The sequence below is a fragment of the Niveispirillum sp. genome (genome assembly GCF_017996735.1).
GTDB lineage: Bacteria > Pseudomonadota > Alphaproteobacteria > Azospirillales > Azospirillaceae > Niveispirillum.
In genome coordinates this window covers 1-25,844 of record NZ_JAGOGJ010000093.1, presented here as the reverse complement: position 1 = coordinate 25,844, position 25,844 = coordinate 1, and the positions used below count along the sequence as shown (strand labels likewise).

Here is a 25,844-nt window from a genome sequence, read left to right as displayed (position 1 = left end):
ATCCGCGGCCGGTAATCCTCGAAATCCAGGGCACGCAGGGTGCCGGCCCCATCCGTCACGATAAGGGACAGGCCGATGGGGGTGGAAAGGGTGGAGAGGTACAGGCGCATGGAAAAGGGTCCGGGCGGGAGGGGTGGGCCTGATCCCTGCCTATCACGCCCCCACCGGGATGGCTGGCGGTTATCGGACCTGATCCCGCGCAATCATTGAGACAAGCCTCAACATTTAAGGCGATAACCGGGCCGGATCGCGCGAACCGGCCCGGTTCATGTCATCACACCTTGGACCAAGCCTCAACCTGTTCCTGCAGAATGGGCAGGGGCAGGCGACCGTTTTTCAGGACGGTGTCATGGAAACCGCGAATGTCGAACCGCGCGCCCATGCGCTTCTTCGCGGCCTCGCGCAGTTCCAGGATCTTCAGCATGCCGATCTTGTAGCTGGTGGCCTGTCCGGGCCAGCCGATATAGCGATCGATCTCCCGCGCTGCGCCGTCGCGATCCATGGGCGTGTTGTTGACGAAATAATCGATGGCCTGCTGCCGGTCCCAGCGCTTGGCATGGATGCCGCTGTCCACCACCAGCCGCACGGCGCGCCACAGCTCCGCCACCAGCCGCCCGTAATCGCTGTACGGGTCCTGGAAGAAGCCCATTTCCTTGCCCAGTTGCTCCGTATAGAGCGCCCAGCCCTCGCCATAGGCGGAATAGCCGCCGCCGAATTTCTGGAAATCCGGCACGCTCTCCAGTTCCTGGGAAATGGCGACCTGCATGTGATGGCCGGGGATGCCTTCGTGATAGGAAAGCGTCTCCAGCCCGAAACGCGGGCGGGCGCGCATGTTGGACAGGTTGACATAATAGATGCCGGGTCGCGACCCGTCCGGCGAGGGGCCGTTATAGAAGGCGCTGGAGGTGGATTTCTCGCGGAACTTCTCCACGGCCCGCACCTCCATCGGCGCCTTGGGCTTCAGGTTGAAGACCAGATCCAGCTTGGCCTTCATCGCGTCGACATATTGGCGCGCCTGGGCCAGATAGGCCTCCCGCCCCTCCTCGCTATCCGGGAAATAGAAACGGTCGTCACTGCGGGTGAATTCAAAGAAGTCGGCCAGGCTGCCCTTGAAATCCACCTGCTTCATGATGGCCCGGATCTCGCCATGGATGCGCGTGACCTCGGCCAGACCCGTCTTGTGAATGTAATCGGCAGTCAGCGGCAGGGAGGTCCAGCGCTTCAGGCAGGAGGCGTAGAATTCCTGGCCCTTGGGCAGACGCCAGGCCCCATGGTCGGGATTGGCGCGCGGCGCCACCCCCTGCAGCCAGGTGATCAGCGACCGGAAGGCGGGGGCCACGGCGTCGACCATGGCGGCCCGGGCCTGTTCCACCAGTGCTGCCTTGTCCGCGTCCGACAGGGTCAGCTTGGCGATCTTGCCCGTCAGGTCGGCATAAAGCGGGGCGTCGACGGTGGCGTCGGGTTCGATCGGCCGCCCCTTGATCTGGTTGCGCGTGGTGCTGATCAGGTCGGGGAAGAAATAACGCGGCGGCAGCACACCGGCCGCATCGGCCAGACGCAGCCTCTCCTCGATCTGCCCGAAATAGCGCGGGAATTGCCGCAGCCGCGCGATATAGGCCAGGGCGTCTTCCTTGCTCTCCACCTTGTGCTGATTGATCATCTGCACGGGCAGGTTCGTGTGCGGCCCGCTGACCAGGGTCAGGATGTACTGGTGATGGCGCCAGGGGAAATCCCCGATCCGGTCTTCGGCCCGTTCCTGGAACAGGCGGGCATAAAGGCGCGCCGTCGCCGACAGCTTGTCCTGGGGGAAGTCACGGCGAAGCCGGGCCAGATCGGCCTTGGTCTGTTCCAGATCGGCCAGGGCCCGCGCCTCGCTGACATCATCAAGCTGATCGTACCCGGTCTTGCGGCCCAACTGCATGGCCCGCAACGGATTGGCGGCAACGTCGCGTTCGAACACCTCCTTGAAGAAAGCGTAAAGTGCCTGGTCGGCGGGACCTTCGGCGGCGAAGGCGACAGCAGGCAGCAGGGCCAGCGCAGCGGTACCCCCGCCCAGCGCCAGCAGATGACGGCGAGAAATCATGGAAGCACACCCGTTTATTATTCACGTCCGATGAAAGCAGGGTGCCCGGTTTGGCTTCCAGGTCAAGGACTTGATGAGATTGGCCCGAATGGCGCAGAAGGTAGGGGGCCAATTCGGGCGGCCCGCTGCGGACCAATTCCGGAATTTTCCGCCCCGGGACGGATGCGGGCCGCCGGATGGCGGCGCCCGGCGCGTGAGGGCGAATGCACAGACCAAGAGCCATGTTCCATGGCTCTTGGTATAAATCATGACGAACCAGAATTTATTGACGCCGATCGTACAGGGGTGATCGCGTTCACTGTGACGGGCGACGCGTTTACGCGCTGGTATTCACATGCGCGCTGACATCCCCCTTGGCGACGCCGACAATGGCCTCGCGCAGCAGGCGGCCATGGATCGTGTATCCGGCCTGCAGCACCTGGACGACGGTGCCGGCCGGCTTTCCGGTATTCTCGATCTCCATCATGATCTGATGGAAATTGGGATCGGCCGGGGCGCCCAGCGCCTCCACCTTGGCGATGCCGGCGCGGTCGAAGGCGGCCAGAAGCTGGCGTTCGGTGGCTTCCACGCCGGTCAGCAGGTTGCCCACGGCCTGGTTTTCGGCCCGCACATCGTCGCCCACGGCCTCCACGGCGCGGCGCAGATTGTCGGCCACGGCCAGCAGTTCCTTGGCAAACTTGGCCACGGCGTATTTGGCGGTATCCTCGCGCTCACGCTCGGCCCGGCGGCGGACATTCTCCGTCTCCGCCAGTGTGCGCAGCACCTGGTCCTTCAGGGACGCGACCTCCGCCTCCAACTGGGCGACTCGGGCCCCGTCGGCACCGGCCTCTGTCGTTCCGGCCTGGGGGGCGGCTTCGGCGTTGGGGTCGCTTTCGTGGGTGTTGATCGTGTCGGTCATCGCGGAACTTGCCCTTGGGATCATACAGGGGATGGAAATGGCTCTCTGGTTTAGGCGGGATTGAGCCGCCTGTCGAGATGCCGCAACCCAGAAATAGGGTGCCCTCCCCCCTTATCGCAAGGGGACACATACGCGTTCCTGCCGATCGGAACCGTTCAGCCGGCGCCAACATCCGTCGGCCCGGCTATGCCGCAGGGGAGCGGCGCGGCGGCGGTCGTCCCCGAACCAGAAGCCGATTGACGGCTTCCGTTCACCCCATCAGCCGGCCGATCAGCTTTGCCGTATAGTCCACCATGGGGATGATGCGGGCATAATTGATGCGGGTGGGGCCGATCACGCCGATGGCACCCACGATCTGTTCCTTGGTGTTGGCATAGGGGCTTACGATCATCGAACAGCCGGCATGGGAGAACAGGTCATTCTCCGCCCCGATGAAGATCTGCACCCCTTCGGCCTTGCCCGTCGCGTCCAGCATGCGCAGCATCTGCTCGCGGGTTTCCAGCGCCTCGAACAGGGTGCGGATACGCTCCAGGTCGGAAATGGCGGTGACATCCTCCAACAGCTTGGCCTGTCCGCGCACGATCAGATAGCCCTGGCTGCCCCGCGCGCCCGACCATGTGGCCAGCCCCGTCTGCACCACCTTCTGGGTCAGGCTGTCCAGTTGCGTGCGCTGATCCTCCAGTTCCTTCTGGATGAAGGTGCGGGCTTCCGCCAGGGTGCGGCCCACGACACGGGCGTTCAGATAGTTGCTGGCCATCTGCAGCGCCGATGGCGGCAGGCCGGTCGGCACCTCCACCACCCGGTTCTCCACCAGCCCATCCTCGGTGACCAGCACCACCAGCGCCCGGCCCGGCGACAGGCTGACAAATTCGATATGTTTCAGGGGCCGGTCCGTCTTGGGCGCCAGCACCAGACCGGCGCAGGATGACAGACCCGACAGCAGATTGGTCGCCTCTTCCAGCACCTCCGGCACCGACCGGCCGCGCGCCGAACAGGTGGCCTCGATATCCTCCCGCTCCCGCTCCGTCAGGTCGCCGACCTCCAGCAGCCCGTTCACGAACATGCGCAGGCCGGCATCGGTGGGGATGCGCCCGGCCGATGTGTGCGGGGCGATCAGCAGGCCCAGCTCCTCCAGATCCGCCATGACATTGCGGATGGTGGCCGGCGACAGGGTGGCCGTCAGGCGCCGCGACAGGGTGCGTGACCCTACCGGCTCCCCCGTCTGGACATAGGCTTCCACGATATGGCGGAAAATCTCCCGCGACCGCTGGTTCAGCTCGCTGATCATGCCTTTCGCACCGGTCCTTTGCCGTTGCCTCGTTGCAGGAGAGTAGTGGTGGTTCAAGGCCAAATCAATGGAGGGGCCGCCATGCCATGGCTGGACGTGGACGCACACCCGTTGCTATGACGGGGGCCGGACATCCCAAGACCATGGAAGATATCATGACCCGCCCCTCCGGCCGCCTCGCCGATCAGCTCCGCCCTGTCAGCCTGGAGACCAATTTCTCCCGCCATGCGGAAGGGTCGTGCCTGGTCAAGTTCGGCGACACGCATGTGCTGTGTACCGCCAGCGTCGATGAAAAGGTGCCGCCCTTCCTGCGCGGCAAGGGCCAGGGCTGGGTCACGGCAGAATATGGCATGCTGCCGCGTTCCACCCATACCCGCACCGACCGCGAGGCCGCCAAGGGCAAGCAGTCGGGCCGCACCCAGGAAATCCAGCGCCTGATCGGCCGGTCACTTCGCGCCGTCACCGACCTGAAGGCCATGGGCGAGGTGCAGATCAAGGTCGATTGCGACGTGATCCAGGCCGATGGCGGCACCCGCACCGCCAGCATCACCGGCGCCTATGTCGCCCTGCATCTGGCGTTTCAGCATCTGGTGCGCGTGGGCACGCTGTCCACCATCCCCCTGATCGATCAGGTCGCCGCCATTTCCTGCGGCATCTATAACGGCGTGCCCGTCCTGGACCTGGATTATCCGGAGGACAGCAATGCCGGCGCCGACGCCAATTTCGTGCTGACCGGCCGCGGCGGCATCGTGGAAATACAGGGCACGGCCGAAGACAAGCCGTTTGAGGAGGTCGAGTTCATGGCCCTGATGGCGCTTGCCCGCAAGGGCATCAGCGAACTGACGGCGCTGCAGCGCGCGGCGCTGGGGATGTAAGGGCAGACGCCCGTATCCTGCAGGCATGGGGCCTGCAAGGGTACGGGTCAGAGGGCCGAAATGTCCCGGCGATCATGAAGCACGCGCAGGATCACTACCTGTTCCTGCTCCAGCATGTAGTAAATGCTGTAAGGTGGCACGGTACTCAGGCGTCGCCGGTTTCCCGCGACCCTTTCACCACGCGCCGGAAAGAGGACCAGCCCCTCAGCGGCATCCAGCAGACGTCGGGCCATGCCCTCCGCTGCCGCAGGGTTAAAGTCTGCGATGTAAAGCCTGATGCTTTGAAGATCGCCAATGGCCTCCGCTGTCCAGGTGATTGGCATCGCCAATCAGGAAGAACGGCCGCTTGGCGCCGGCAATTCATCTGCCGCACCCCAGGAGAGCAACCACCGGCGCACATGGGCGTGATCCACAACCCGGCGCTCCCGCACGCTGGCTTCCGCCACGCGCAGGGCCTGTTCAACATCGTCCGGCAAAGGGGTGCTGACGGGTTGTGAATGTCCATCCATGTGTTGATGCTAGCATGATGCTGCCGTTCCCGCCAAGGCTAGTGGCAATGTGTATCGCCAACCATCTTTGTGGGCAGCGGATTTATCTTCCCAAATGATGGGGCTATAATAACCTCAGCGTGATCGGGAGGCCGTGATGCAGCTGGCACGGTGGGACGATGGGTTGGCCGTACGCCTTCCCGAAGATGTGATGCAGAAGCTGGCGTTGAAGAAAGGCTATGAGGTCGATATCCACGCTGCCCGGATTCACATGCTTGAAGTTTTCCCCAAGGTGGATGCGCCCCCTCTGATAGAGAAACTGCGATCCCTCAAGGGCACGATCCCGAGCTATTTAATGTTTGATCGAACACGTCAAATTAATATTCTGACAACTCAATAGGTGCGGCCATGGAACTCTTTCACTATACGGGGAAAGATGCGGAATTAAGCATAGTGGGCGGAAATTCATTTTGGTTTAGTGGCTACGATACGATGAATGACACAACGGAGATACGACATATAGATGATTTTCTTTTGCACAATCTTTCAGATTCTCTGGATATAGTATTCAAACGATTCACAAAAGAGAGAAGAAAGGAAATAAAGAAAAACTGCACCAAACGCGGGATAAGCAAGGCCTCCACCTATCAAGCTAATAAATTAATTGAAACCCTTAGAGGAATTCTATTTGATGGTAAAGAAAGACTGCCAAGAGCAGTTGATCCGTTCATAATGTCGTTTTGCAGTCATGATAATAGTAGCTATGAATATTATAACGGTATGTTAAGTCAATGGAGAGCATATGGCAGAAGTGGATATTGCCTGGTATTTGATAGAGATGCCCTCCACGATATATTATCAGGCGAACGAGATAGTTATTTATATAATCATTTTGGCATACATGATGTGAATTATGGAGTTGATCGGGAAAAATTCCAAAATGACCACAATCTTTTAGCTGAATTAGCTTTAGACGCGGCCTTGATTGAGAGTACCCACCCTGATCCCGAAAGTGTGTTTCATAAATTAATCCAAGAATATCTAAAATGTGCAGTAAAATTCAAACATGTTGGGTTTAGAGAGGAGTGCGAGGTGCGAGCCGTTTTATCTCCGGCAAGCATAGAACTCAAAAGTATACTCGAAAAGCACGGACCAGAAATTTCATTGAAAATAAAGGAAATAAAAAATAGGCCTGACGGAAGAAGGTACATAGAGTGCAAATTCCGTAAAAAAATTCCACTTAAAAGAATAATCGTTTCTCCTGGAGAAAAACAAAGTGAATTATTTCACGAAATAAAATCCGTGGTCGATGATGGAGTAGAAGTGACAAAATCCTCCACACCATATATTGAACACGCTTCTGCAACAAGGGCCCTCTCATGACGATCCCCCGCCTCTTCACCGGTGACACGCTGGTGATCGCAACCCACAACAAGGGCAAGGTGCCGGAGATTGCGGCGCTGTTGAAGGATCATGTCCGCCGTTTCCCCAGTGCCGGTGAACTGGGTCTGGGCGAGCCGGAGGAGACGGAGACGACCTATATCGGCAATGCCATGCTGAAGGCGCGGGCGGCTGCCCTTGCCTCTGGCCTGCCGGCGCTGGCCGATGACAGCGGGCTGTCGGTCGACGGGCTGGGTGGCGACCCCGGCGTCTATTCCGCGCGCTGGGCCGGGCCGGCCAAGGATTTCACCCTGGCCATGGAGAAGGTCCGGCTGGCGCTGGAGGCATCACCCGACCGCAAGGGCGACCGCGCCGCCTTCATCTGTGCCCTGGCCCTGGCCTGGCCCGACGGGCATGTGGAGGCGGTGGAGGGCCGGTTTCCGGGGCGCCTGACCTTCCCGGCGCGCGGCACGCGCGGCTTCGGCTACGACCCGATCTTTATCCCCGACTGTCATGACATCACCTGCGGGGAGATGGACCCCGACCTGAAACATGCCATCAGCCACCGCGCCGATGCCTTCGCCAAGCTGAAGGCCCGCTGCTTCCGAAGCGCCTGAAAAGGAGTCGGATTCCCCCAAATGTTCTGGTATTGTTCCCACCACCCCGTCAGACGCGGCGGGGGAATGATTGGGGGAAAACAATGATCGGATATGTGACGCTGGGAACGAACGACCTGGCACGCGGTGCCGCGTTCTATGACGCGATCGCCAAGGAACTGGGCACCAGCCGCATGATGGAATTCCCGACGGGCATCGCCTGGGGCACGCCCGGCGGCGGCGCCGGCGTGGCACTGATGAAGCCCTATGACGGCAACGCCGCCACAGTCGGCAACGGCGTCATGGTGGCGTTCGAAGCCAAGGACAAGGAACAGGTCCATCGCCTGTACGATATCGCCCTGTCTCTGGGTGGTTCGTGCGAAGGGCCGCCGGGCCCGCGCGGTGACAGTTTCTATGCCGCCTATTTCCGCGACCCGGACGGCAACAAGCTGAACGCCTTCCTGATGACCGGGCCGGTCTGATACGGCCGACTGGCGCGGCGGCGGCCCGAACCGCCGAAGTCAGGATTTACTGACACGCTTATGATACCGGGGCCGGCGGTTCGGGGCATTTCCCCCGAACCGCCGGACAGTCACTGCCAGTCCTTCATGCCGTATTTTTCCAGGATGGCGGTAAGCTGCCCGTTCTTGCGCAGTTCGGCCAGCTTGGCATCGATCAGCTTGGCATAGGTGGCGCTGTTCGGGTCCTTGGGCGAAAAGCCGATGGACACGGTCGCCTTCTCGCCCAGCGCGTGATAGTTGAACAGGTTACGGTAACCCTTCGATTCCAGCAGGTAATCGACGACGTTGCTGTCCTCGACAATGGCGTCCAGCTTGCCGTCGATCAGCATATTGACCAGATCCTCGGTCACATTGTCGCCCGTCACCTGCACCAGATTGGCCGATCCCTTGTTGGCATCGATGAAGGCGTTCACTTCCGTGGCGTAGAAATAATCCTTGATCGACCCGAAGCGCAGGCCTTTCAGCGAATCGAGGTTGGTGACCTTGAAATCCTTGGTTTCCTTGCCCTTGCGGATGACCAGGGTGGGACGCGACAGGCCCAGCGGAGTGGTGGCATAGACCAGGGTCGGTGCCTCTTCCCGCGTGGCCCCGACGGCACCGGTCACGGTTCCGGCGGCGGCGGCGGCCAGCGCCTCGGTCCAGGGCATCAGTTGGTAATCCACCGTGTGCCCGGCCGGCTCCAGGGCGGCCTTCGCGATATCGATCAGGTAGCCAGGGCGGTTGCCGGGCTCGCAGTTATAGGGGCACCAACCGTCGGCGCGCAGCTTCACCTCCGCAGCCCCGGCCCCGACGGCGAAACCCGCCATCGACAGCGCCACCAGACCGACCGCCGTGAAACACCCGACCAACCGCCGCATCACCATTCTCCACTTCTTTGGCTGTAAATCAGCCAGGGTTGGTAATCAGGCGGGGAATGCCTGTCAATGGCGCAAGACCTGACCGGAAGGTTTGCCCGGACGCGGGCAAAAAACTTCACCGTCGCGCCCCCTCCTGCACTGGACAGACACGGGCCCACGCCCCACCCTCAATCCCTGTCGGGGCGGGCATGACGGCCGTTGTTTTTGTTATCCCGGTGACGCGCCGGGATGTCCGCGGAATTGGTACCCCCTAAATCCCGGAAATACCGGGCCTCCCGAGGGGGGGCGGCAGGGAACCCGCCACAGGTTTGCCTTGTTCATGAACCCGTATGGAAAAAGGATGCGGCGCATGGAATGGGTTCATCTGTCCGTTTGTATGTCCCTGGACGGGCATATCGACAGCGATTGCGGCCGGCGGCTGATCCTGTCCAGCGAGGAGGATTGCCACGACATGCATGCGGTCCGGGCTGATTGCGATGCCATCCTGGTGGGGGCCGCAACCGTGCGGCGCGACCAGCCACGGCTGACCGTGCGCTATCCTGAACTGCTGGCGGCCCGCCGGGCACGGGGGATGCCGGATCACCCGACCAAGGTGGTCGTGACCTTTTCCGGCGATCTTGATCCCGATTCCGCGTTTTTCCAGAAGGGTGGCCCCGTTGTCGTCCTGTGCGAGGAAGAGGCGCTGCCCGCCGCCCGCGCCCGGCTGGGCACGGTCGCGACGGTGATCGGCGTGGCGGCGGCGGACGGTGTGGCCGGCATCCTGGCCCGGCTGGACGGGATGGGCGTGCGGCGGCTGATGGTGGAGGGCGGGTGCCAGGTGCTGACGCAGTTTCTGGCCGCCGGCGCCTTCCATCGGCTGCGCGTGGCCGTGGCGCCCTTCCTTCTGGGCCGGGCCGGCGCCCCCCGGCTGGCGGGTCCCGCCTTCTATCCGCACGGGCCGGACAACAGGCTGCGCATCCTGTCCACCCGTACCCTGGGCAATGTGGCCGTCATCGACATGGAAAATACCGACCCGCGCGTGCTGGCCGGTTGAACGGGATCAATCGGCGGCCAGCGTATCGCGCAGGCGCGGGGCGTTCTGGATCTGGTCACGCGCGGCTGAACGGTTATTGGGTCCGTTCATGGTGCCGCCGGCAGCGAACACCTGATCACCGCGTGGCTGCGCCGCCATCGGCTTTCCGAACATGGCGTGCAGGCGCTGATATTCCTGCTGATGGTATTCCTGGGATTCCTGGAAACCGGGTTCGCCATTGCGCGGCGCGGTCACGATGACCTCGTCCATCACTTCCGGCTGCGGTTTGGCCTGCTGCGCGGCCGCCGGCCCGACCAGCGCCAGGATCAGCAGGGACAGGGGGACAATACGGGTACAAGCAGACATGGCGGGCCTCATCATCGATAAACCCATTATAACAGAAATGGGATCGACGCGTCTTTGTTCCCACCTCTCCTGAAGATACCCGCCGCTGCCCTGCCCCCGTCACGCCCGCATGAACGGGTTCAGCCAGCGCATGAAACGGCCCGTCAGGCGCAGCGGGGCGTCGGTGAAGGCAAGGCAGATGCAGTCCCCGTCCTCGTCAGCGACGGGCCGGTGATCGACACTGGGGTCGGTCGCGGCGAAGTCACCCCGCAGGAAATGGCCGCTGGCATCGGTAAAGCCGCCCTGCAGCACCAGCGTGAATTCATCACCATGGTGCGTGTGCTGTGGCATGCCCATGCCGGGCCGGATCCGCATCATGCGCACCGAGCCGCCCGAACAGGAAATGTCGGCTTCGTGCAGGCCGGGGATGGTGCGGCGCCAGCGGACACGGTCGATATCACCGCCAATATAGGACCGCAGCGGTTCCGGAAGGACAGGCGTCGGGCCGGGCGCCATGCTGCGTCGGCGCGGCGCTTCGGCCAGGGGCGGCCCGTCCAGGCGGGCCAGAACATTGGACAGAAGGCCGGCGCTGACCGGCGTGCCGGGATCAGCGTCGGACAGCAGGGCACCGCCGATGGCTTCCATGCCCGCCACTTCCGCGCGGCAGCGCGGGCAGAGCGCCAGATGGGTGGCCACCAGAAGGCTGGGCGCCTCCGACAGCGTGCCGGCGGCATAGGCCAGCAACAGGTCGGTCCCCGGATGATGATGCGGGTTGTGGGTCATATCGTTTCCCCCGTGGGGTCGCCGCTGGCCATGGCCTTGCGCAGGCGGGCCAGCGCCAGGCGCAGCCGCGACTTCACGGTGCCCAGCGGTAACCGCCGTTCCTCCGCGATGGCGCTGTGCGCCTTGTCTTCGAAATAGGCCATCCTCAACAGTTCCGCCTGCTCGGGCGGCAATTCCCGGATCGCCCGGTGCAATGCCGCCGCCTGTTCCTCTGCCAGCATCGTATCCATCGATCCGTCCGCCTCGTCCGGCACCAGGGCCGGGTCGTTCGGATCGAAGGTAGGACGCCGATCACGTCGCAACCGGTCGATACGCCGGTTGCGGGCGATGGCGTAGATCCAGGTTCCGGCCGCGGCCAGCCGCGGGTCGAATGTCTCGGCCCGCTGCCAGACCGTGACCATCACGTCCTGGATCGTCTCCTCCGCCGCTCCCGCTTCCATCCCTGCGCGTAGCAGAAAGGATTTCAGCCGGGGGGCGAAATGCTGGAACAGGGTGACAAAGGCTTGCCGGTCCCGCTGTCGCGCAACGCGCAACATCAGGCCGTTCAGCCGGTCCATCTCGGCTCTGTCGTCGGCTTGCATATCCGGCGGTTTTGTCCTGCTGACGGCAAGAACGGACCGCGCGGCAGCCTTTCCGCCGCGTCCGGTCCGTCCGAGCACGCCCGGACTATAGAGGCCACCTTGTTCCATGCCAATGGATACGAAGGATGGGGCACCCCGGATCACCGGCAAGAGACCGGTTGTACGATTTTTTTTAATCCGCGGCGGCGGCAGTGTCGGTCCAGCGCTGCGGCCAGGGCCGATCATAGAGCGGGCGTTCCGGGGCGTGCAGGCCGTGGTGGATGGCCAGGTCCAGCACCCAGTCCAGGTACATCTCGATCATGCCCGAAACATGAAAGGCGGGGCAGCCCGTATAGATCCGGTCATTGCCCGTGCTGAACGGCGTGATCGACCGCCCGTCCAGGCGCAGGCGGACACCATCGGCCGCATGTTCGATGCGGAACGCGCAGGCTTCGCCCGTCGTCGGGTTGACGGCACTTTCACCCTCCGGCTCCAGCTTGGAGGCATGCAGGAAGGTGACGATCATGCCCAGGCTGCCGGCGGCCAGCGTCTTCAGTTCCTTGCGGCTGCGCCACATGGCGTCGCGCCAGGGTTCGACCGGCAGGTCCAGGCCCAGATGCAGCGACGCCTCCACCAGGCTGAAACACATATGCAGCGCCGTGTTGCTGCCCGTCTTGGAGATGGATACCATGTCATGGTCGGCGCGGGCATAAAGGGCCGAACCCTTGAAGAAACCCTGGGCAAAACGGGCCATGCGGGCAAAGGGGCAGGCCGGGGCCGGTTTGCCGGCCAGGGCGACGGCCCATTCGTCCAGCACCTGATTGAGGCTGATGCAGGCCTGGGCGCGCAGCCAGTTCAGTTTCTGCGGCTGCGACAGGCCAGCGGGCAAGGGGGCAAAGGGGCCGGTGCCAGCGACGCGGGCCGCATCCATATGGCCGCGCAACCGGTCACGCAGATCATGGAACAGGAAGGACAGGAACAGATTGCCCTTCACCCGGTCGCGATTGTCGGATGTCAGGGGGGCGCCATCCTCCAGCAGCATGTCGATGCCCTGGGCATCGCCGCCGCGCCGGGTCAACCAATCCAGGATGGACCCCACACCCAGACGCGACAGGCCGGCCTTGGCATGGGCCTGCCGGTATTGCTGGGCAAAACTGCCATCGGCGTCCGTCTGATTGTCGCCGGAAGCAATGAAACGAAGATGCGCGCCGCCGTCCATGGGGACCCCCGCTGCTGGTAACGGGGATGGAGAAGCAAGGGACGGGCCAGAGAAGGTGATTTAATTAATTTCAATGGGTTAGCGCCAAACACTGCCTTGCATTCCGCAAGCCCCCCTTGCCATTCGCCAGGGACCCGGCGCTTTTTGCCTAGTGGATTCTGCCGCCGCTCACGGTCCTTCCGGGATACTCCTGCCCAGTCGAGCCCAGACGGCGCGGCGTTCGTCCGGGGTCATCGCCCCCCAGCGCATGATCTCTTCCAGCAGCCGCTTGCAGCCCAGACAATATTGCCGCTTCCGGTCCAGGTCGCAGCGGCGGATGCAGGGGCTGGGCACGTAATCCACGGGATTTTGCCCTTCCATCACACGTCCCCCATGATGGCGGCCAGCCGGGCGCCGCTGACAAAGGCGGCTTCGGCCCGCGCGTCCAGGCACCAGTCGCCGCAGGCCCCGATGCCCAGTTTCGCGTCCCACAGGAAGCCCTCGGCCAGCGGAACCGTGGGCAGGGCATAACGCCAGCGATGTGCCGCCAGGAAAGCCGGTTCAGCCGCGATCCCGGTGACCGCGCGGAAGGCCGACAGCAGGGCCGGCCCGACCTGATCGGCCGCTTCCTCCAGATGCCGGGCCGACCAGTCGGGGGCGGCATGGGCCACGAAGCCGGCGCGGTTACCCCGCCCCGGCTTGGCCCCGTCATGGGCGATCCAGGACAGGGGCCGGTCATCGCCGCCGGCACCGGCGATGAAGGCCGCGTCCCAGGGCAAGGTCACCATCTGGTCGAAGCCCAGCATCAGGGCCCAGCAGGGGGCCATCACGGCCGCATCGGTCCGGCCGGCCAATGCGGGCGCCACGGGGCGCAGCAGGTCGGCCGCCTGCACCGACGGCATGGCCAGGACCACCCGCGCGAACGGGCCCTCGCTCGTCCCATCCTCCATCACCAGCCACCAGTGGCCGGCCACCCCCGAGATGGCGGTGACACGTGCGCCGAAACGCGGGCGGGCACTGTCGGGCAGACGCGCGATCAGACCCTGGATGATACCGTTCATGCCGGGCGTGCCCACGAACCGTTCCACCCGATGCGGTTCCACCCCGCCATCGGGCGACAGGCGCACGATATGGCTGTCCCAGGCGGCGGCGTGGCCATCGGCCAGCAGGTCCGCCATCACCGTCCGGAAACCGGGGTCCCGCACCGTTACGAATTGCCCGCCATGGTCGAAGCGCCAGTCGCCGGCCCGCCGCGCCGACAGCCGCCCGCCCGGCCCCCGCCCCTTGTCGTAAAGGGTGACGGGCAGGCCGCGTGCCGACAAGGCCAGGGCTGTGGACAGCCCGGCCAGACCGGCGCCGATGATGGCGGTGGAAACGAAATTCTTGTCGGTCATGCGGGCGCCATGGGTTGCGGATCGCGATGGCTGCCAGATGGGGCGCATCCGCCCTCTGTCCAGCCCCGAATATCCGATCATCAGCCAATACTATGCTTGTGCGCCATGACACCAGGGGGCGGTGATGATACCCTCTCGCAAATGATCTGGCCGCGAGCAGGCGATGGACGGTACGACCGGCGCAGAACGGCCACCCCATAGACCGAAACGCTCCCGGGCGTATGCATCGGTCCTTTTCCCCTGGCTGGCCCTGTCGCTGACGCTGGCCGGGCTGGGCGTGCTTGCCCTGGCCTTGATCCGCCCGGACGTGGTGCTGCCCGCCGGCATCGATCCATGGCAGCCCGCCACGCTGGCCTGCGCCGGTCTTGCCGTATTGCTGCTGCTGGCGGTCATCGCCCAGACGACGCGGCAACAACGGTCGGACATGCGGCGTGAACAGGATGAACTGCGGGCCGCCAATGCCGCCCTGGTGGCGCAGGTGGCACGCCAGCAACTGGCCTTGGACCGGCTGAGCCAGTCGGAGCAGAAATACCGCGCGATCTATGAAACGGCGATGGAGGGGATGTTCACCATCGACATCGCCGGCCGTTTCCTGTCGGCCAACCCGGCCCTGCTGACCATGCTGCGCTATGACGGGCTGGAACAGCTACAGGCGGAGGTGAGCGACGCCACCGTCAGCTTCTATTCCGATCAGGAAAACAGGGAGGCCATCACCCAGGCCCTGTTGACGCAGGAGGAGGTGGGAAGCGTGCCGGTCGAACTGCGACGGCGCGACGGCGACCGGTTCTGGGTCGCCATCTCCGCCCGCATCATCCGCAATGCGGAGGGGCGGGCCGTCGCGTTCCAGGGCAGCGTGCGCGACATCACCCAATGGCGGCGCGACCGGTTGGCTGTGGAACAGGCCCTGAACGCGGCGGAGATGGCCAATCGCGCCAAATCCGAATTCCTGGCCAACATGACGCACGAACTGCGCACGCCGCTGAACGCCGTCATCGGCTTTTCGGAGATCATCGCGACGGAGGCCATGGGGCCGATCGGCCAGCCCGCCTATCGCGAATATGCCCATGACATCCATGATAGCGGCCAGATGCTGCTGACCCTGATCAACGACATCCTGGACCTGTCCCGCATCCAGGCCGGCAAGAAGGAATTGTCGGAAAAGCTGGTGGATGTGCCGCGGCTGATCCGGTCCAGCCTGCGCATGGTGGCCGAACGGGCCGACAAGGGCGGCGTGCTGCTGGAAACGGAGATGGAAGCGGAATTGCCGCCGGTACGCGCCGACGAGGTGGCGCTGAAACAGATCCTGAACAATCTGCTGACCAATGCCGTCAAATTCACCCCCAGCGGCGGCAAGGTCGTCTGCGGCGCGCGGGTGGAGGGGAACGGCTCTCTGTCCCTCTATGTCCGCGATACCGGTATCGGCATGCGGGAAGAGGATATGGCCACGGCCATGGAACCGTTCCGCCAGATCGCAAGCGGGCATTCCCGCAGTGCCGGCGGCGTGGGGCTGGGCCTGCCGCTGGTTCTGGCGCTGGCCCGCCTGCATGGTGGCGATGCCCGCCTGGAAAGCCGGCTGGACCACGGCACCCTGGTGACCGTGACCCTGCCGCCGGCCCGCGTGCAATCCATGCCGATGGCCTTCCTGCGGTCGGTCGCGGGGGGCTAGCCCCCTATTCCCCCCGCAGCAGGCGTTTGATGGCTTCGGCCAGCAATTGGTAGGGGTCTTCGCCCTTGGCCCGCGCGGCGCGCTGCACCTGTTCCTTGAAACCATGGTCGACGGCCTGACGGCGCAGCCGCTCGATCTCCCCCTGCCGGATGCGGCCATCCAGTGCGTCGTCACCGGGACCGATGGCGCCGGGCGGCTTTGGCGGGGGGCGGCGTGCCGTCACCTCAACCCCTCGCCCCCTCAATCACCGACATAGGTGTTGCCGCCACCGGTATTGCGGACATTGGCCTTGCCCTTGTGCCGGGCGATATGGACATTGCCGCCGCCAGAGGCAAGCACCATCGGATTGACGGCGGTTCCGTTGAATTCGAAGCTGCCGGCACCGCTGATGCGGGCTTCGACCTCCGCTTCGCCATCGCCGATGGTGATACGGCCGGTACCGGGGAAATCGACACGCACGGGGCCGTTGACCCGGCCGATATCCATTTCCGCATAACCGGGAATGGCGATGGCCAGCCCATTCTCCACCCGGCCCAGCGAGATGGTGGCGTGACCCTTCACATCCAGCTTCGCCGATTCCACCCGTTCGATGGACAGTTCGCCCGAACCCTGGACATTAAAATTGACGGGTCCATAGACCCGTTCCACCGACACCGATCCCGATTCCAGGATATCGACCGACAGGGCGCCGACCCGTTCGGCCGACACGTCGCCACGCAGCAACTGCACCGACAGTTTCGCATCCGACCGGCCGCTGATCGACAGGTCGCCGGACAGACCCGCCACGGTCAGGTCGGTATCGGGGGGCATGATCAGGCGGATTTCGGTATGGCTGACATTGGGGTCGGTGCGGCCGCGCAGCGTCAGCACCCCATCCTTCACGTCCAGATCCAGGGCGCTGGCACCATTGTCGATCTCCACCCGCACCTTGTCGGCGCGGCTGGACCGCTCGATATTGATATCGCCACCGATATTGACCAGTTGCACGCCCTTGGGCGCATCGAAGGACTGCATGATGCTGCCTTCGCCGGTTTCGGCCCCGGCCTTGCTGGCGGCAACACCGCTGGCGGCGCCGGCGGCCGCGGCCACCCCCATCTCCGCCATGCGCAAGGCGCCGTCGGCAATGGCCGGCACGTCCTTGCCTTCGCGATGCAGGCGTTCGCGCGCGGCGGCCAGTTCACGTTGGGCCTGGGCCAGACCTTCTCGGCGCGCCTCCGTCATACTGGCCTGCGCCTCGCGCAGCGCCTGCATCCGGGTGGCATCCATATCAACGCCGCGCATGGCGTCGCGCACGGCCCGCTCCACCATCTGCGGATTGACATCGACATTCACACGCACATCGGGCGCGTTGAAGGCGCGGGGCAGCTCCGGGGGTTCCGGCGGCTCCGGGGGCTCAGGCGGTTCCGGCGGCTCGGGCGCGTCCGGCATATCGAAGCTGACATGCAGGCCATGGTCGCCCCTGTCGATGTCACCCGATGCCAGGCTCCATCCGATGACGCCCAGGGCCACCAGAATGGCGGCGATGCCCCCCGCCGGCACGCCCGGCGTCAGGCGCGGGCGGTTGGACAGACTGGCGGGCGGGGCAGAGGAATAGGCGCCATCCATGGGTCGGTTCCTGCGTGTCATCGGTTCCGTGATCTCGCCTTGGATAATGCGGCTGCCAAACCCGCCTGTCCGCCGCATTTGCAGGGGGGTTACAAAAATGCGTCCAGGGTAACCGATGATAGCGCGCCTGTTACCAACGCTTAACTCTTCATATGCCAGCCCGATGCATAAAGCTTTGCTGCCAGCGCATAAAGCAGGACAATGACGATGGCCAGGAACAGCGCAGAGCCCCAGGGCATCGGCCCACCCAGGATGCCGTGCCGGAACCCCTCCATCGCATGATAAAGCGGATTCAGCCGCACCAGCGCGGCAAAACTCTCCGGCATCTTGTCCACCGGCGCGAACAGGCCGGACAGGAAGGAAAGCGGCGTGAACAGAAAGGTGAAATAGGCCGAGATATGGTCCCACTTGGTGCTGGCCATGCCGCAGAGCAAACCGCACAGCGCCATCAGCAGCGCGCCGGCCAGCGCGAACCCGATGGCCGCCACGGGATGGGCCACGGGCAGGGGCCAGAAGAACAGCGAGGCGACCCAGACGACCAGCCCGCTGCCCATGCCGGCCACCAGCCCGGCCAGCAGATAGGCGGGCACCGCTTCGCGCGCGCCGATGGGGGCCATCAGTTCATCGATGATATGGCCTTCGATCTTGCTGTAGAGCAGCATGAAGCCGCCATTCTCCGCCGCGCGCAGCAGGATCGACAGCATGATCAGGCCCGGCACCAGATAGGACAGCACGGCGTCGCCCTCCGGCGTGCCGCGCTGTCCGCCCAGGCCGAACAGGAAACAGACAAAATAGATGGCCGCCATCAGGGCGGGCGCGATCAGGAAGGCGGCGGCCATCTTCACCATGCGCCGCAACTCGCGCCGGCACAGCGTCAGGAACGCCACCCAGTGGAAGGCGGGCACCTGCCGGCTGATGCCGGGATTGAAGGCGCCGGCGGGGCCGCGCGTCTGTTGCATGCTCATGACCTGCACTCCCTTCCGAAGCGCCTTACGCCTTCAGCTTGTAGCCCTTGGCGATCATGCGCCAGGCGACGAAACCCAGCACCAGATTGGTGCCCAGCATCACCACGATGCCGGTGACCAGCGTGCCGTCGGTCTGGCCGATGAAGCCGTAACGGAAGCCGTCGATGAAATAGAAGAACGGGTTCAGATGCGCGATGAAGCGGAAGGCTGGCGGCACACTGTCGATGGAATAGAAGGTGCCTGACAGGAAGGAGAGCGGCGTCACGATAAAATTGGTGACCACGGCCATATGGTCGAACTTGTCAGCCCAGATGCCGCCGATCAGACCCAGCAGCGCCAGCAGCGACGCCGCCGCCACCCCGTGGAACAGGATGAAGCCGATGGAATGCAATTGCAGCGGGACAAACACCGCGATGGCCAGCGCCGTGACCAGCCCCACCATGGCCCCGCGCACCACCCCGCCGATGACATAGGCGCTGGTCAGTTCCAGGGCGGAGATGGGCGGCATCAGCACGTCCACGATATTGCCCTGCACCTTCGCCACCAGCATGGAGGAGGAGGAATTGGCAAAGGCGTTCTGGGCGATGGCCATCATGATCAGGCCGGGCGCCAGGAACAGCAGGAAGGGCACGTCGCCCACCTTGCGCACCACGCCGCCCAGCGCCAGGGCGAAGACGGCGTAGAACAGCAGCGTCGTCACCACCGGCGCCGCCACGGTCTGGACCCAGACCTTCAGGAACCGGTGCACTTCCTTACGGATCAGGGTGGCAAGCCCGATCCAGTTGACGGCGCCGACGGCGCGGGGCATGGGGATGGTCGGTTGCGACATGGCTGTTCTGGGACCTGTCCGGGGCAGCGGAGTTATGGCGCCCGACACTATACGGGCGAAGGGGCGGCGGCAATGTTGCCGGAAGGCGGAGGGATCGGCAGTGACGGACGACACGGGTGGGCAGAACGGGAACCGCGAACGCAAGGTGAAGCGGGTGAATCCTGCCTATCTGGACCGGGCGGCCCTGCATTACCTGGAGCGGTTCGCCAGTTCGTCGGCCAATCTGCGCCGGCTGCTGCTGCGCCGCGTCGATGCCTCGGCCCGGGCGCATGGCACCGACCCGCAGGAGGGTCGCGAATGGGTCGACGCGCTGATCACGCGCTATCTGCGCTCCGGCCTGCTGAATGACGGGCTTTATGCGGAGATGAAGGCGTCGGGCCTGCAGCGGCGCGGCGGGTCCACCCGCGTGATCCGCCAGAAGCTGATGGCCAAGGGCCTGGACGGCGATCAGGTGGACAAGGCCCTGTCCAGCCTGGAAGGGGCGGACGAGGGGGAGGCGGAATGGAACGCGGCACTTGCCTATGCAAGGCGCCGCCGGCTGGGCGGCTTCCGCCCCGACCGTGGCCTGTCGGATGACGAGGCGCGGACACGCCGGGACAAGGATATCGCCGCGATGGCGCGGGCCGGGTTCGACCTTGAAACGGCCCGGCGCGTCATTGACAGGGAAGAGATGGAGGGGCCATGAGGCCCCGTCCACGGTATCCTTGGACCTATTCGCTCTGGATCTGCTTGCGGGCCGTTTCCAGCAGGATGTCCAGTTCCTTTTCGATGCGGTGTTCGGAAACGTCCACGCCCTTGGCCTTGAAATCGGTCAGCAGCCGGCGGACGATATCCTTGTGGCCCGGCTCCTCGAAATCGACGGTGACGATCTGCTTGGCATAGGCCGCCGCGTCATCGCCGCTCAAGCCCAGCAGGTCCGCAGCCCACAGGCCGGCCAGCTTGGCCCGGCGGGCATTAATGCGGAACAGCAGTTCCTCGTCATGCTTGAACTTGTTTTCGAAGGCCTGTTCGCGTTCATCGAACGTCGTCATTTTTTATCCTCTGCAGTCGGGTCGAACCGATAAGCCGTGGACCTTATATACGCCAGATGTGACATAAGCCATCACCTGACATGCTCCCCTCACCTTTAGGATGGTGAGCCATTATAGCTTTTTGAAGGTCAAAGCAGCCATGTGCACAGTCGTTATCTTGCGTCGCCCCGGCCATGACTGGCCCCTGCTGCTGGCGGGCAACCGGGACGAAATGAAGGGCAGGCCATGGAAGCCGCCCGGCCGTCACTGGCCCGACCGGCCGGAACTGGTTGCCGGCCTGGACGAGACGGCGGGCGGGTCCTGGCTGGGCCTGAACGACAATGGCGTTGTCGCCACCGTGCTGAACCGCGAGGGCACGCTGGGGCCGCAGGCGGGCAAGCGGTCGCGGGGCGAACTGGTGCTGGACGCGCTGGACCATGCCGACGCGGCCGGCGCCGCGGAGATGCTTCAGCATCTGGATGGCCGCGCCTACCGGCCCTTCAATCTGGTGGTGGCCGACAATCGTGATGCCTTCTGGCTGTCGCTGCCGGCCGAGGGCGCGCGGGTGCGCTGCCTGCCCATTCCCGACGGGCTTTCCATGCTGGCGGCCTCCGACCTGAACGATAAGGACCATCCCCGCATCCGCTTTTTCCAGCCGCTGTTCAAGAACAGCAAGGTTCCCGATCCGGTGGCCGGCGACTGGGGCGGCTGGCCGGAACTGCTGGGCTGCCGCATCTGGGACGGGGAGGCCGGCCCGCGCGGTGCCATGTGCATCGTGACGCCCGGCGGGTTCGAGACGGGCAGTTCGGCGCTGGTGGCGCTGCCCTCCATCGACCGGCTGGGCACGAAGCCGCATTTCCTTTTCGCCGCCGGGCGGCCCGATCTGGTGCCCTTCGAACCGGTCGCCCTCTGATCCAAGCCACCCAGCACTGACCCGCCCGCATCGCTGGTTTCGTTGTGCCGGACCGCGTTGCTTGCTATAGGGTTGAGACCGGACCCGATGGTTTTGCCATGCGGGTCCGTATCCCTTTGGCTGGAACGATTGCTGGACACCAGACCCATGACGCGACGCCGGCGCATCTACGAAGGCAAGGCCAAGATCCTGTATGAAGGCCCTGAGCCTGGCACCCTGGTCCAGTATTTCAAGGACGACGCGACCGCTTTCAACGCCCAGAAGAAGGGCACGATCACGGGCAAAGGCGTCCTGAACAACCGCATCAGCGAATATCTGATGCAGAAGCTGGGCGAGATTGGCATCCCCAACCATTTCGTGCGCCGCCTGAACATGCGTGAGCAGTTGGTGCGCGAGGTGGAGATCATCCCGATCGAAGTGGTGGTCCGCAACATCGCCGCCGGGTCCCTGACCAAGCGTTTCGGCATTCCCGAAGGCACGCCGCTACCCCGCTCCATCGTCGAATATTACTTCAAGAACGACGAACTGGGCGATCCGATGGTGTCGGAAGAGCATATCACGGCGTTCGGCTGGGCCGCCCCGCAGGACCTGGACGACATGCTGTCGCTGGCGCTGCGCATCAACGACTACCTGAACGGCCTGTTCCTGGGCATCGGGCTGAAGCTGGTGGACTTCAAGGTGGAGTTCGGCCGCCTGTACGAAAATGAAGAGATGCGCATCATCCTGGCCGACGAGATCAGCCCGGATAATTGCCGTCTGTGGGACGCCAAGACCAACGAGAAGCTGGACAAGGACCGTTTCCGCCAGGACCTGGGCAATGTTGCCGAGGCCTATCAGGAAGTGGCCCGCCGCCTGGGCATCCTGCCCGAGGCCGGCCCCGGCGACCATACGGCACCCAAGCTGGTACAGTAAGTTATGCTTTTCCAGCCAGATCCCGTGGCCGGGATCTGGCTGGCCCTCAAACGCCGAGCGCCGCCATCCGGCGGCTTGGCTTACGCGCCACGTGGCGCGGGCCGGCAGTCGTCGGCCTCCAACCCGCCGAAGGCAGCCTTCGGCAGGTTGGTATCCCCTCACCATTGCTGAAAAGGGTTCCTCCCATGAAGGCCAAGGTCGTTGTGACGCTGAAGAACGGCGTGCTGGACCCGCAGGGCAAGGCCATCGGCCACGCCCTGACCAACCTGGGTTTCGATGGCGTCGGTGAAGTCCGTCAGGGCAAGCTGATCGAGCTGGAGGTCGCGGAGACCGACCCGGCCAAGGCCAAGGCCCAGATCGAGGAAATGTGCCGCAAGCTGCTGGCCAATACCGTCATCGAGAATTACTCGATCGAACTGGTGGCCTGATCCTGGCGGCCTGCCGCAGGGTGGGCATGGGAAGAGTACCACCAATGGAAAGGGACGCCTGCGGGCGTCCCTTTTTGCTTGTCGGCGGGGGGCGTTTGCGGCCAGGGTTCCGGAAAACCTCCTTGCTGGGAACAAGACCCGATGCGCGCTATCCGCCTGTCCCGCCTGTTTGCCGCCGCCCTGGTCCTGGCGGCCCCCCTGTCCGTGACCGCACCGGCCCTGGCCGCCGGTCAGGATGAGGTGCTGAAATGCCTGGGGATTGTCGATAACACCGCACGGCTGGCCTGTTTCGACCGCACGGTTCCGGCCCTGCGCGCGGCCCCGCTCCCGCCGCCGGGCGTCGCCGCAGCACCCCCGCCCCCGCCCGCACCGCCCGTCACCCGTGAACAGGCCTTCGGCGCTGAACGGATCGAACGCAAGGATGCCCCCGGTGCGGTGGCGGAAGAGGCGGAGGCCATCACGGCCAAGCTGGTCTCCGTCAGCCAGCAAACCATCGACCGCTACAGCTTCACCCTGGATAATGGTCAGGTCTGGACCCAGGTCGTCGCCCGCTCCATCGCCAATGCCAAGCCGGGCAAGATGGTGAAAATCGAGAAGGGGATTGTCGGCAGCTTCACCATGACCATCGACGGCGTCACCGGCATCATCAAGGTCCGCCGGGTAAAGTAACCGATCACCGCTCGCCCATCTCTGATTTGCCTTGCACATGTTCCATGAATGGGATTAAATCTCATTTATGGAACATGACATTGACACACGCTTGGCCGCGCGTCTGGCCCAACTGCGCCGTGACGCCGGCTGGTCACTGGATGATCTGGCGGCGCGCAGCGGCGTGCCCAAGGCCACCCTGTCGCGGCTGGAGCGGGGGGAGACCAGCCCCACGGCCAGCCTCCTGGGCCGCCTCTGCGCGGCCCATGGCCGCCCCATGTCGCGCCTTCTGGCAGAGGTGGAGGCAGAACCCGCCCTGCTGATCCGGGCGGCGGACCAGCCGGTCTGGACGGATCCGTCCAACGGCTTTGTCCGCCGCTCTCTCTCTCCGCCCGCATCGGGGCTGGAGACGGAACTGATCCACGGCACCCTGCCGGCCGGCACCATCATCGATTATGACACTCCGCCGGTACCGGGGCTGGAACAGCATATCTGGCTGTTGGAAGGCCGGCTGGAATACCGGCTGGACGGGGTGGCCCATGTGCTGGAGCCGGGCGACGTCCTGCGGTTCCGGCTCTATGGCGCGTCGCGCTTCCACAGCCTGGGCGATGGTCCCGCCCGCTACATCATCGCCATCACCCGCCCCTGACGCGCGATCGGTTCAAATGGCGTCATTTGGACCGTGAATCACACGGCAAACTAAAAGCACAGGCATTTCCATGCGTTTTGATATCGTGACGGCCACCGCAGATGATTATGCGGCGGCGATCCCGGCGCTTGCCCAGGTGCTGCGCGCCTGTGTGATGAATGGCGCCGCCGTCGGCTTCATCCCGCCGCTGGACCTGGACCAGGCCGCCGCCTTCTGGCGGGGGCAGGGGGACGCGGTGAGGACGGGGGAGAAGCAGATCCTGCTGGCCGTCACGCAGGCCGGGGACATTGTCGGCACGGTCACCCTGGCGCTGGCACCGCAGGTGAACGGCACGCACCGGGCGGAGATCGCCAAGATGCTGGTACATCCGCAGGCCCGCCGCCAGGGCATCGCCGCCGCCCTGTTGAAACGGGCGGAGGAACTGGCGCGAGCACAGGCGCGCCGGCTGCTGGTGCTGGATACGCGGGTGGGTGACGATGCCGAATGGCTTTACACCCGGCTGGGCTGGCAGAGCTGCGGCATCATCCCGGATTATGCCCTGAATGGCGACGGCACCAGCCATGCCACCCATGTGATGTACCGCCCGTTGCCCCAGCGCCCGCCGGGGCTGGTGATCGCGGCGGCACATCCGGAGGATCCCGAGGCCACGCCCCTGATCGATGCCTTGTCGGCCGATCTGCTGGCCCGGTTCGGCAGCGATGGGCGCCGGGGGCTGGCCGGGTGGGAGGATGTCGCCGACCGGTCGCTGTTCGCATTGGCCCGGCTGGACGGGAAACCCGCCGGCTGTGGCGCGCTTCGCCCCTTCGACGCGGAGGTGGGGGAAATCAAGCGCATGTATGCCCTGCCCGGCAGCCCCGGCGTGGGGGCCGCCATCCTGTGCTTCCTGGAGGAGGGGGCACGCAGGCTGGGATATCGACGGCTGGTGCTGGAGACGCGCTGGGCCAATGATCGGGCGGTGTCCTTCTATCGCCGCCACGGATACCGGATCATCGCCAATTACGGCCCCTATGAAGACAGGCCCGAATCGGCCTGCCTGGGCAAGATATTGTAGGCTTTTTCCCCTGTCGCCCGTACAGGTTGACGCTGAGGCGCGCGATGGTCAGGATGCGCCCATGTCAAAGCCATCGGGGGAAGTGGGAAATGCCGCGGCTGAAGGATCGTGTGGCCCTGATTACGGGGGCCGGGAACAGTATCGGCCGGGCCGTCGCCCTGGCCTTCGCCCGCGAGGGCGCCGACCTTGTCCTGCATTTCGAGGAAGAGGGCCAGCGCACGGCCGTCGGCGATCTGGCGCGTGATCTGGAACGGATGGGCCGCCGCGTGCTGTCCCTGCGCGCCGACGTCACCAATGCCGAAGGGGCCTATGGGCTGGTGGAAACGGCGGTCACGGGGCTGGGCCGGGTCGATATCCTGGTCAACAATGCCGGGCTGCGGCCGGCCATATCCTTCGTCGACACCACGGCCGAACAGTTCGATCTGGTGATGGCGGCCAATGTGCGCTCCGCCTTTATGGTGACGCGCATGGTGCTGCCGCTGATGTTTGCCCAGAATTACGGGCGTATCGTCTCCACCGTGTCGGATGTGGCCTATCACGGGGCGCCGGGCTACACGCTCTATGGTGCCGCCGCCGGTGCCCTGCTGGGCTTCACGCGCAGCCTGGTCCATGATATCGGCCCGCGCAACGTCACGGCCAATTGTGTCGCCCCCGGCGCCATCGATCCCAAGGCCGGCAACCCCGTGGCCCAGGCGGGGGTGGAGGTGCTGCGCCGCGCCCTGCCCAGCCAGCGCCTGGGCAGCGTGGACGATGTCACCCCCGCCTACCTGTTCCTGGCTTCCGACGACGCCCAGCACATGATCGGCCAGTGCATCAGCCCCTGCGGCGGCGCCGTGATGTTGTGATCACGGCCCGGCCGTCAGGTCGGTTCCCGTGAAATCGGGGTAACC

31 protein-coding genes are annotated in these 25,844 nt (G+C 64.6%); 15 read left to right on the top strand and 16 right to left on the bottom strand.

Going from position 1 to position 25,844, the window contains the following annotated elements; all coding sequences use genetic code 11:
- Nucleotides 1-274: 274 nt before the first annotated feature.
- The 3 genes from KBA48_RS23170 to hrcA all read right to left on the bottom strand — a co-directional run bounded on the left by KBA48_RS23170 (nucleotide 275) and on the right by hrcA (nucleotide 4,269).
- The gene (locus KBA48_RS23170) at nucleotides 275-2,083 is read right to left on the bottom strand and encodes a DUF885 family protein (protein WP_292910836.1); all 1,809 of its coding nucleotides are present in this window, start codon (nucleotides 2,081-2,083) and stop codon (nucleotides 275-277) included.
- 316 nt (nucleotides 2,084-2,399) lie between these two features.
- On the bottom strand, nucleotides 2,400-2,981 hold the full coding sequence (gene grpE, locus KBA48_RS23165; protein ID WP_292910834.1) for a nucleotide exchange factor GrpE: 582 nt from the start codon (nucleotides 2,979-2,981) through the stop codon (nucleotides 2,400-2,402).
- Between the two features lie 250 nt (nucleotides 2,982-3,231).
- Nucleotides 3,232-4,269 carry a heat-inducible transcriptional repressor HrcA gene (gene hrcA, locus KBA48_RS23160; RefSeq protein WP_292910832.1) on the bottom strand — a complete coding sequence of 346 codons (1,038 nt, stop codon included), beginning with the start codon at nucleotides 4,267-4,269 and terminating at the stop codon, nucleotides 3,232-3,234.
- 155 nt (nucleotides 4,270-4,424) lie between these two features.
- Between hrcA and rph the strand changes: the two genes are divergently transcribed.
- On the top strand, nucleotides 4,425-5,144 hold the full coding sequence (rph, locus tag KBA48_RS23155; RefSeq protein WP_292910830.1) for a ribonuclease PH: 720 nt from the start codon (nucleotides 4,425-4,427) through the stop codon (nucleotides 5,142-5,144).
- 47 nt (nucleotides 5,145-5,191) lie between these two features.
- Here rph and KBA48_RS23150 read toward each other — a convergent pair whose 3' ends face one another.
- Nucleotides 5,192-5,467: a type II toxin-antitoxin system RelE/ParE family toxin gene (locus KBA48_RS23150; protein ID WP_292910828.1), complete on the bottom strand. Its 276-nt coding sequence runs from the start codon at nucleotides 5,465-5,467 to the stop codon at nucleotides 5,192-5,194.
- 322 nt (nucleotides 5,468-5,789) lie between these two features.
- Here KBA48_RS23150 and KBA48_RS23145 point away from each other — a divergent pair, with 322 nt between their 5' ends.
- The 4 genes from KBA48_RS23145 to KBA48_RS23130 all read left to right on the top strand — a co-directional run bounded on the left by KBA48_RS23145 (nucleotide 5,790) and on the right by KBA48_RS23130 (nucleotide 8,090).
- Nucleotides 5,790-6,032, top strand: a complete 243-nt coding sequence (locus KBA48_RS23145; protein WP_292910826.1) for an AbrB family transcriptional regulator — start codon at nucleotides 5,790-5,792, stop codon at nucleotides 6,030-6,032.
- An 8-nt stretch (nucleotides 6,033-6,040) separates the two neighbouring features.
- Nucleotides 6,041-7,015, top strand: coding sequence for a DUF2971 domain-containing protein (locus KBA48_RS23140; RefSeq protein ID WP_292910824.1), 975 nt, complete (start codon nucleotides 6,041-6,043; stop codon nucleotides 7,013-7,015).
- A complete protein-coding gene (gene rdgB, locus KBA48_RS23135; RefSeq protein WP_292910822.1) occupies nucleotides 7,012-7,629 on the top strand; it encodes an RdgB/HAM1 family non-canonical purine NTP pyrophosphatase in 618 nt (205 codons plus the stop codon). The genes KBA48_RS23140 and rdgB overlap by 4 nt, the downstream gene beginning before the upstream one ends.
- Nucleotides 7,630-7,712: 83 nt before the next feature.
- A complete protein-coding gene (locus KBA48_RS23130) occupies nucleotides 7,713-8,090 on the top strand; it encodes a VOC family protein (RefSeq protein WP_292910820.1) in 378 nt (125 codons plus the stop codon).
- A 110-nt stretch (nucleotides 8,091-8,200) separates the two neighbouring features.
- On the opposite strand, the gene KBA48_RS23125 is transcribed toward KBA48_RS23130, so the two are convergent.
- A complete protein-coding gene (locus KBA48_RS23125; protein WP_292910818.1) occupies nucleotides 8,201-8,986 on the bottom strand; it encodes an ABC transporter substrate-binding protein in 786 nt (261 codons plus the stop codon).
- A 349-nt stretch (nucleotides 8,987-9,335) separates the two neighbouring features.
- Here KBA48_RS23125 and KBA48_RS23120 point away from each other — a divergent pair, with 349 nt between their 5' ends.
- A complete protein-coding gene (locus KBA48_RS23120; RefSeq protein ID WP_292910816.1) occupies nucleotides 9,336-10,019 on the top strand; it encodes a dihydrofolate reductase family protein in 684 nt (227 codons plus the stop codon).
- 6 nt (nucleotides 10,020-10,025) lie between these two features.
- Here KBA48_RS23120 and KBA48_RS23115 read toward each other — a convergent pair whose 3' ends face one another.
- The 6 genes from KBA48_RS23115 to KBA48_RS23090 all read right to left on the bottom strand — a co-directional run bounded on the left by KBA48_RS23115 (nucleotide 10,026) and on the right by KBA48_RS23090 (nucleotide 14,278).
- Nucleotides 10,026-10,364 carry a hypothetical protein gene (locus tag KBA48_RS23115; RefSeq protein ID WP_292910814.1) on the bottom strand — a complete coding sequence of 113 codons (339 nt, stop codon included), beginning with the start codon at nucleotides 10,362-10,364 and terminating at the stop codon, nucleotides 10,026-10,028.
- Between the two features lie 99 nt (nucleotides 10,365-10,463).
- Nucleotides 10,464-11,126: a ChrR family anti-sigma-E factor gene (locus KBA48_RS23110; protein ID WP_292910812.1), complete on the bottom strand. Its 663-nt coding sequence runs from the start codon at nucleotides 11,124-11,126 to the stop codon at nucleotides 10,464-10,466.
- On the bottom strand, nucleotides 11,123-11,683 hold the full coding sequence (locus KBA48_RS23105; RefSeq protein WP_292910810.1) for a sigma-70 family RNA polymerase sigma factor: 561 nt from the start codon (nucleotides 11,681-11,683) through the stop codon (nucleotides 11,123-11,125). Before KBA48_RS23105 ends, KBA48_RS23110 begins: the two co-directional genes overlap by 4 nt.
- 196 nt (nucleotides 11,684-11,879) lie before the next feature.
- A complete protein-coding gene (locus KBA48_RS23100; RefSeq protein WP_292910808.1) occupies nucleotides 11,880-12,905 on the bottom strand; it encodes a hypothetical protein in 1,026 nt (341 codons plus the stop codon).
- Between the two features lie 168 nt (nucleotides 12,906-13,073).
- Nucleotides 13,074-13,265 carry a DUF1289 domain-containing protein gene (locus KBA48_RS23095; RefSeq protein WP_292910806.1) on the bottom strand — a complete coding sequence of 64 codons (192 nt, stop codon included), beginning with the start codon at nucleotides 13,263-13,265 and terminating at the stop codon, nucleotides 13,074-13,076.
- Nucleotides 13,265-14,278: an NAD(P)/FAD-dependent oxidoreductase gene (locus tag KBA48_RS23090; protein WP_292910804.1), complete on the bottom strand. Its 1,014-nt coding sequence runs from the start codon at nucleotides 14,276-14,278 to the stop codon at nucleotides 13,265-13,267. Before KBA48_RS23090 ends, KBA48_RS23095 begins: the two co-directional genes overlap by 1 nt.
- A 163-nt stretch (nucleotides 14,279-14,441) precedes the next feature.
- Here KBA48_RS23090 and KBA48_RS23085 point away from each other — a divergent pair, with 163 nt between their 5' ends.
- Entirely contained in the window at nucleotides 14,442-15,944 is a 1,503-nt protein-coding gene (locus KBA48_RS23085; RefSeq protein WP_292910802.1) for a PAS domain-containing sensor histidine kinase, read from the top strand.
- Nucleotides 15,945-15,948: 4 nt separating this feature from the next.
- Here the strand turns inward: KBA48_RS23085 and KBA48_RS23080 are convergent, their stop codons facing one another.
- The 4 genes from KBA48_RS23080 to KBA48_RS23065 form a co-directional block, all read right to left on the bottom strand.
- Nucleotides 15,949-16,167 carry a hypothetical protein gene (locus KBA48_RS23080; protein ID WP_292910800.1) on the bottom strand — a complete coding sequence of 73 codons (219 nt, stop codon included), beginning with the start codon at nucleotides 16,165-16,167 and terminating at the stop codon, nucleotides 15,949-15,951.
- 17 nt (nucleotides 16,168-16,184) lie between these two features.
- Nucleotides 16,185-17,549 (bottom strand): DUF2807 domain-containing protein, encoded by a 1,365-nt coding sequence (locus KBA48_RS23075; protein ID WP_292910798.1) that lies wholly within the window; start codon nucleotides 17,547-17,549, stop codon nucleotides 16,185-16,187.
- Nucleotides 17,550-17,689: 140 nt separating this feature from the next.
- Nucleotides 17,690-18,514, bottom strand: a complete 825-nt coding sequence (locus KBA48_RS23070) for an ABC transporter permease (RefSeq protein WP_292910797.1) — start codon at nucleotides 18,512-18,514, stop codon at nucleotides 17,690-17,692.
- Nucleotides 18,515-18,539: 25 nt separating this feature from the next.
- Nucleotides 18,540-19,343 carry an ABC transporter permease gene (locus KBA48_RS23065; RefSeq protein WP_292910795.1) on the bottom strand — a complete coding sequence of 268 codons (804 nt, stop codon included), beginning with the start codon at nucleotides 19,341-19,343 and terminating at the stop codon, nucleotides 18,540-18,542.
- Nucleotides 19,344-19,443: 100 nt separating this feature from the next.
- Between KBA48_RS23065 and KBA48_RS23060 the strand changes: the two genes are divergently transcribed.
- Nucleotides 19,444-20,028, top strand: a complete 585-nt coding sequence (locus KBA48_RS23060) for a RecX family transcriptional regulator (protein WP_292910793.1) — start codon at nucleotides 19,444-19,446, stop codon at nucleotides 20,026-20,028.
- 25 nt (nucleotides 20,029-20,053) lie between these two features.
- On the opposite strand, the gene KBA48_RS23055 is transcribed toward KBA48_RS23060, so the two are convergent.
- Nucleotides 20,054-20,374, bottom strand: a complete 321-nt coding sequence (locus KBA48_RS23055) for a DUF1476 domain-containing protein (RefSeq protein WP_292910791.1) — start codon at nucleotides 20,372-20,374, stop codon at nucleotides 20,054-20,056.
- Nucleotides 20,375-20,513: 139 nt separating this feature from the next.
- Between KBA48_RS23055 and KBA48_RS23050 the strand changes: the two genes are divergently transcribed.
- The 7 genes from KBA48_RS23050 to KBA48_RS23020 all read left to right on the top strand — a co-directional run bounded on the left by KBA48_RS23050 (nucleotide 20,514) and on the right by KBA48_RS23020 (nucleotide 25,799).
- Nucleotides 20,514-21,266: an NRDE family protein gene (locus KBA48_RS23050; protein WP_292910789.1), complete on the top strand. Its 753-nt coding sequence runs from the start codon at nucleotides 20,514-20,516 to the stop codon at nucleotides 21,264-21,266.
- A gap of 147 nt (nucleotides 21,267-21,413) precedes the next feature.
- Nucleotides 21,414-22,178, top strand: a complete 765-nt coding sequence (gene purC / locus KBA48_RS23045; protein WP_292910787.1) for a phosphoribosylaminoimidazolesuccinocarboxamide synthase — start codon at nucleotides 21,414-21,416, stop codon at nucleotides 22,176-22,178.
- 185 nt (nucleotides 22,179-22,363) lie between these two features.
- Nucleotides 22,364-22,606 carry a phosphoribosylformylglycinamidine synthase subunit PurS gene (gene purS / locus KBA48_RS23040; protein WP_054167928.1) on the top strand — a complete coding sequence of 81 codons (243 nt, stop codon included), beginning with the start codon at nucleotides 22,364-22,366 and terminating at the stop codon, nucleotides 22,604-22,606.
- 141 nt (nucleotides 22,607-22,747) lie between these two features.
- Entirely contained in the window at nucleotides 22,748-23,275 is a 528-nt protein-coding gene (locus KBA48_RS23035) for a hypothetical protein (protein ID WP_292910783.1), read from the top strand.
- Nucleotides 23,276-23,342: 67 nt separating this feature from the next.
- Nucleotides 23,343-23,903, top strand: a complete 561-nt coding sequence (locus KBA48_RS23030; protein ID WP_292910781.1) for a helix-turn-helix domain-containing protein — start codon at nucleotides 23,343-23,345, stop codon at nucleotides 23,901-23,903.
- A 70-nt stretch (nucleotides 23,904-23,973) separates the two neighbouring features.
- Nucleotides 23,974-24,954 (top strand): GNAT family N-acetyltransferase, encoded by a 981-nt coding sequence (locus KBA48_RS23025; RefSeq protein WP_292910779.1) that lies wholly within the window; start codon nucleotides 23,974-23,976, stop codon nucleotides 24,952-24,954.
- An 89-nt stretch (nucleotides 24,955-25,043) separates the two neighbouring features.
- Nucleotides 25,044-25,799 carry an SDR family oxidoreductase gene (locus KBA48_RS23020; RefSeq protein ID WP_292910777.1) on the top strand — a complete coding sequence of 252 codons (756 nt, stop codon included), beginning with the start codon at nucleotides 25,044-25,046 and terminating at the stop codon, nucleotides 25,797-25,799.
- Nucleotides 25,800-25,844: the final 45 nt, after the last annotated feature.

Coding starts and splice junctions, on each gene's coding strand:
- KBA48_RS23170 (WP_292910836.1), bottom strand. CDS start 2,083: ATGATTTCTCGCCGTCATCTGCTGGCGCTGGGCGGGGGTACCGCTGCG.
- grpE (WP_292910834.1), bottom strand. CDS start 2,981: ATGACCGACACGATCAACACCCACGAAAGCGACCCCAACGCCGAAGCC.
- hrcA (WP_292910832.1), bottom strand. CDS start 4,269: ATGATCAGCGAGCTGAACCAGCGGTCGCGGGAGATTTTCCGCCATATC.
- rph (WP_292910830.1), top strand. CDS start 4,425: ATGACCCGCCCCTCCGGCCGCCTCGCCGATCAGCTCCGCCCTGTCAGC.
- KBA48_RS23150 (WP_292910828.1), bottom strand. CDS start 5,467: ATGCCAATCACCTGGACAGCGGAGGCCATTGGCGATCTTCAAAGCATC.
- KBA48_RS23145 (WP_292910826.1), top strand. CDS start 5,790: ATGCAGCTGGCACGGTGGGACGATGGGTTGGCCGTACGCCTTCCCGAA.
- KBA48_RS23140 (WP_292910824.1), top strand. CDS start 6,041: ATGGAACTCTTTCACTATACGGGGAAAGATGCGGAATTAAGCATAGTG.
- rdgB (WP_292910822.1), top strand. CDS start 7,012: ATGACGATCCCCCGCCTCTTCACCGGTGACACGCTGGTGATCGCAACC.
- KBA48_RS23130 (WP_292910820.1), top strand. CDS start 7,713: ATGATCGGATATGTGACGCTGGGAACGAACGACCTGGCACGCGGTGCC.
- KBA48_RS23125 (WP_292910818.1), bottom strand. CDS start 8,986: ATGCGGCGGTTGGTCGGGTGTTTCACGGCGGTCGGTCTGGTGGCGCTG.
- KBA48_RS23120 (WP_292910816.1), top strand. CDS start 9,336: ATGGAATGGGTTCATCTGTCCGTTTGTATGTCCCTGGACGGGCATATC.
- KBA48_RS23115 (WP_292910814.1), bottom strand. CDS start 10,364: ATGTCTGCTTGTACCCGTATTGTCCCCCTGTCCCTGCTGATCCTGGCG.
- KBA48_RS23110 (WP_292910812.1), bottom strand. CDS start 11,126: ATGACCCACAACCCGCATCATCATCCGGGGACCGACCTGTTGCTGGCC.
- KBA48_RS23105 (WP_292910810.1), bottom strand. CDS start 11,683: ATGGACCGGCTGAACGGCCTGATGTTGCGCGTTGCGCGACAGCGGGAC.
- KBA48_RS23100 (WP_292910808.1), bottom strand. CDS start 12,905: ATGGACGGCGGCGCGCATCTTCGTTTCATTGCTTCCGGCGACAATCAG.
- KBA48_RS23095 (WP_292910806.1), bottom strand. CDS start 13,265: ATGGAAGGGCAAAATCCCGTGGATTACGTGCCCAGCCCCTGCATCCGC.
- KBA48_RS23090 (WP_292910804.1), bottom strand. CDS start 14,278: ATGACCGACAAGAATTTCGTTTCCACCGCCATCATCGGCGCCGGTCTG.
- KBA48_RS23085 (WP_292910802.1), top strand. CDS start 14,442: ATGGACGGTACGACCGGCGCAGAACGGCCACCCCATAGACCGAAACGC.
- KBA48_RS23075 (WP_292910798.1), bottom strand. CDS start 17,549: ATGGATGGCGCCTATTCCTCTGCCCCGCCCGCCAGTCTGTCCAACCGC.
- KBA48_RS23070 (WP_292910797.1), bottom strand. CDS start 18,514: ATGAGCATGCAACAGACGCGCGGCCCCGCCGGCGCCTTCAATCCCGGC.
- KBA48_RS23065 (WP_292910795.1), bottom strand. CDS start 19,343: ATGTCGCAACCGACCATCCCCATGCCCCGCGCCGTCGGCGCCGTCAAC.
- KBA48_RS23055 (WP_292910791.1), bottom strand. CDS start 20,374: ATGACGACGTTCGATGAACGCGAACAGGCCTTCGAAAACAAGTTCAAG.
- KBA48_RS23050 (WP_292910789.1), top strand. CDS start 20,514: ATGTGCACAGTCGTTATCTTGCGTCGCCCCGGCCATGACTGGCCCCTG.
- purC (WP_292910787.1), top strand. CDS start 21,414: ATGACGCGACGCCGGCGCATCTACGAAGGCAAGGCCAAGATCCTGTAT.
- purS (WP_054167928.1), top strand. CDS start 22,364: ATGAAGGCCAAGGTCGTTGTGACGCTGAAGAACGGCGTGCTGGACCCG.
- KBA48_RS23035 (WP_292910783.1), top strand. CDS start 22,748: ATGCGCGCTATCCGCCTGTCCCGCCTGTTTGCCGCCGCCCTGGTCCTG.
- KBA48_RS23030 (WP_292910781.1), top strand. CDS start 23,343: ATGGAACATGACATTGACACACGCTTGGCCGCGCGTCTGGCCCAACTG.
- KBA48_RS23025 (WP_292910779.1), top strand. CDS start 23,974: ATGCGTTTTGATATCGTGACGGCCACCGCAGATGATTATGCGGCGGCG.
- KBA48_RS23020 (WP_292910777.1), top strand. CDS start 25,044: ATGCCGCGGCTGAAGGATCGTGTGGCCCTGATTACGGGGGCCGGGAAC.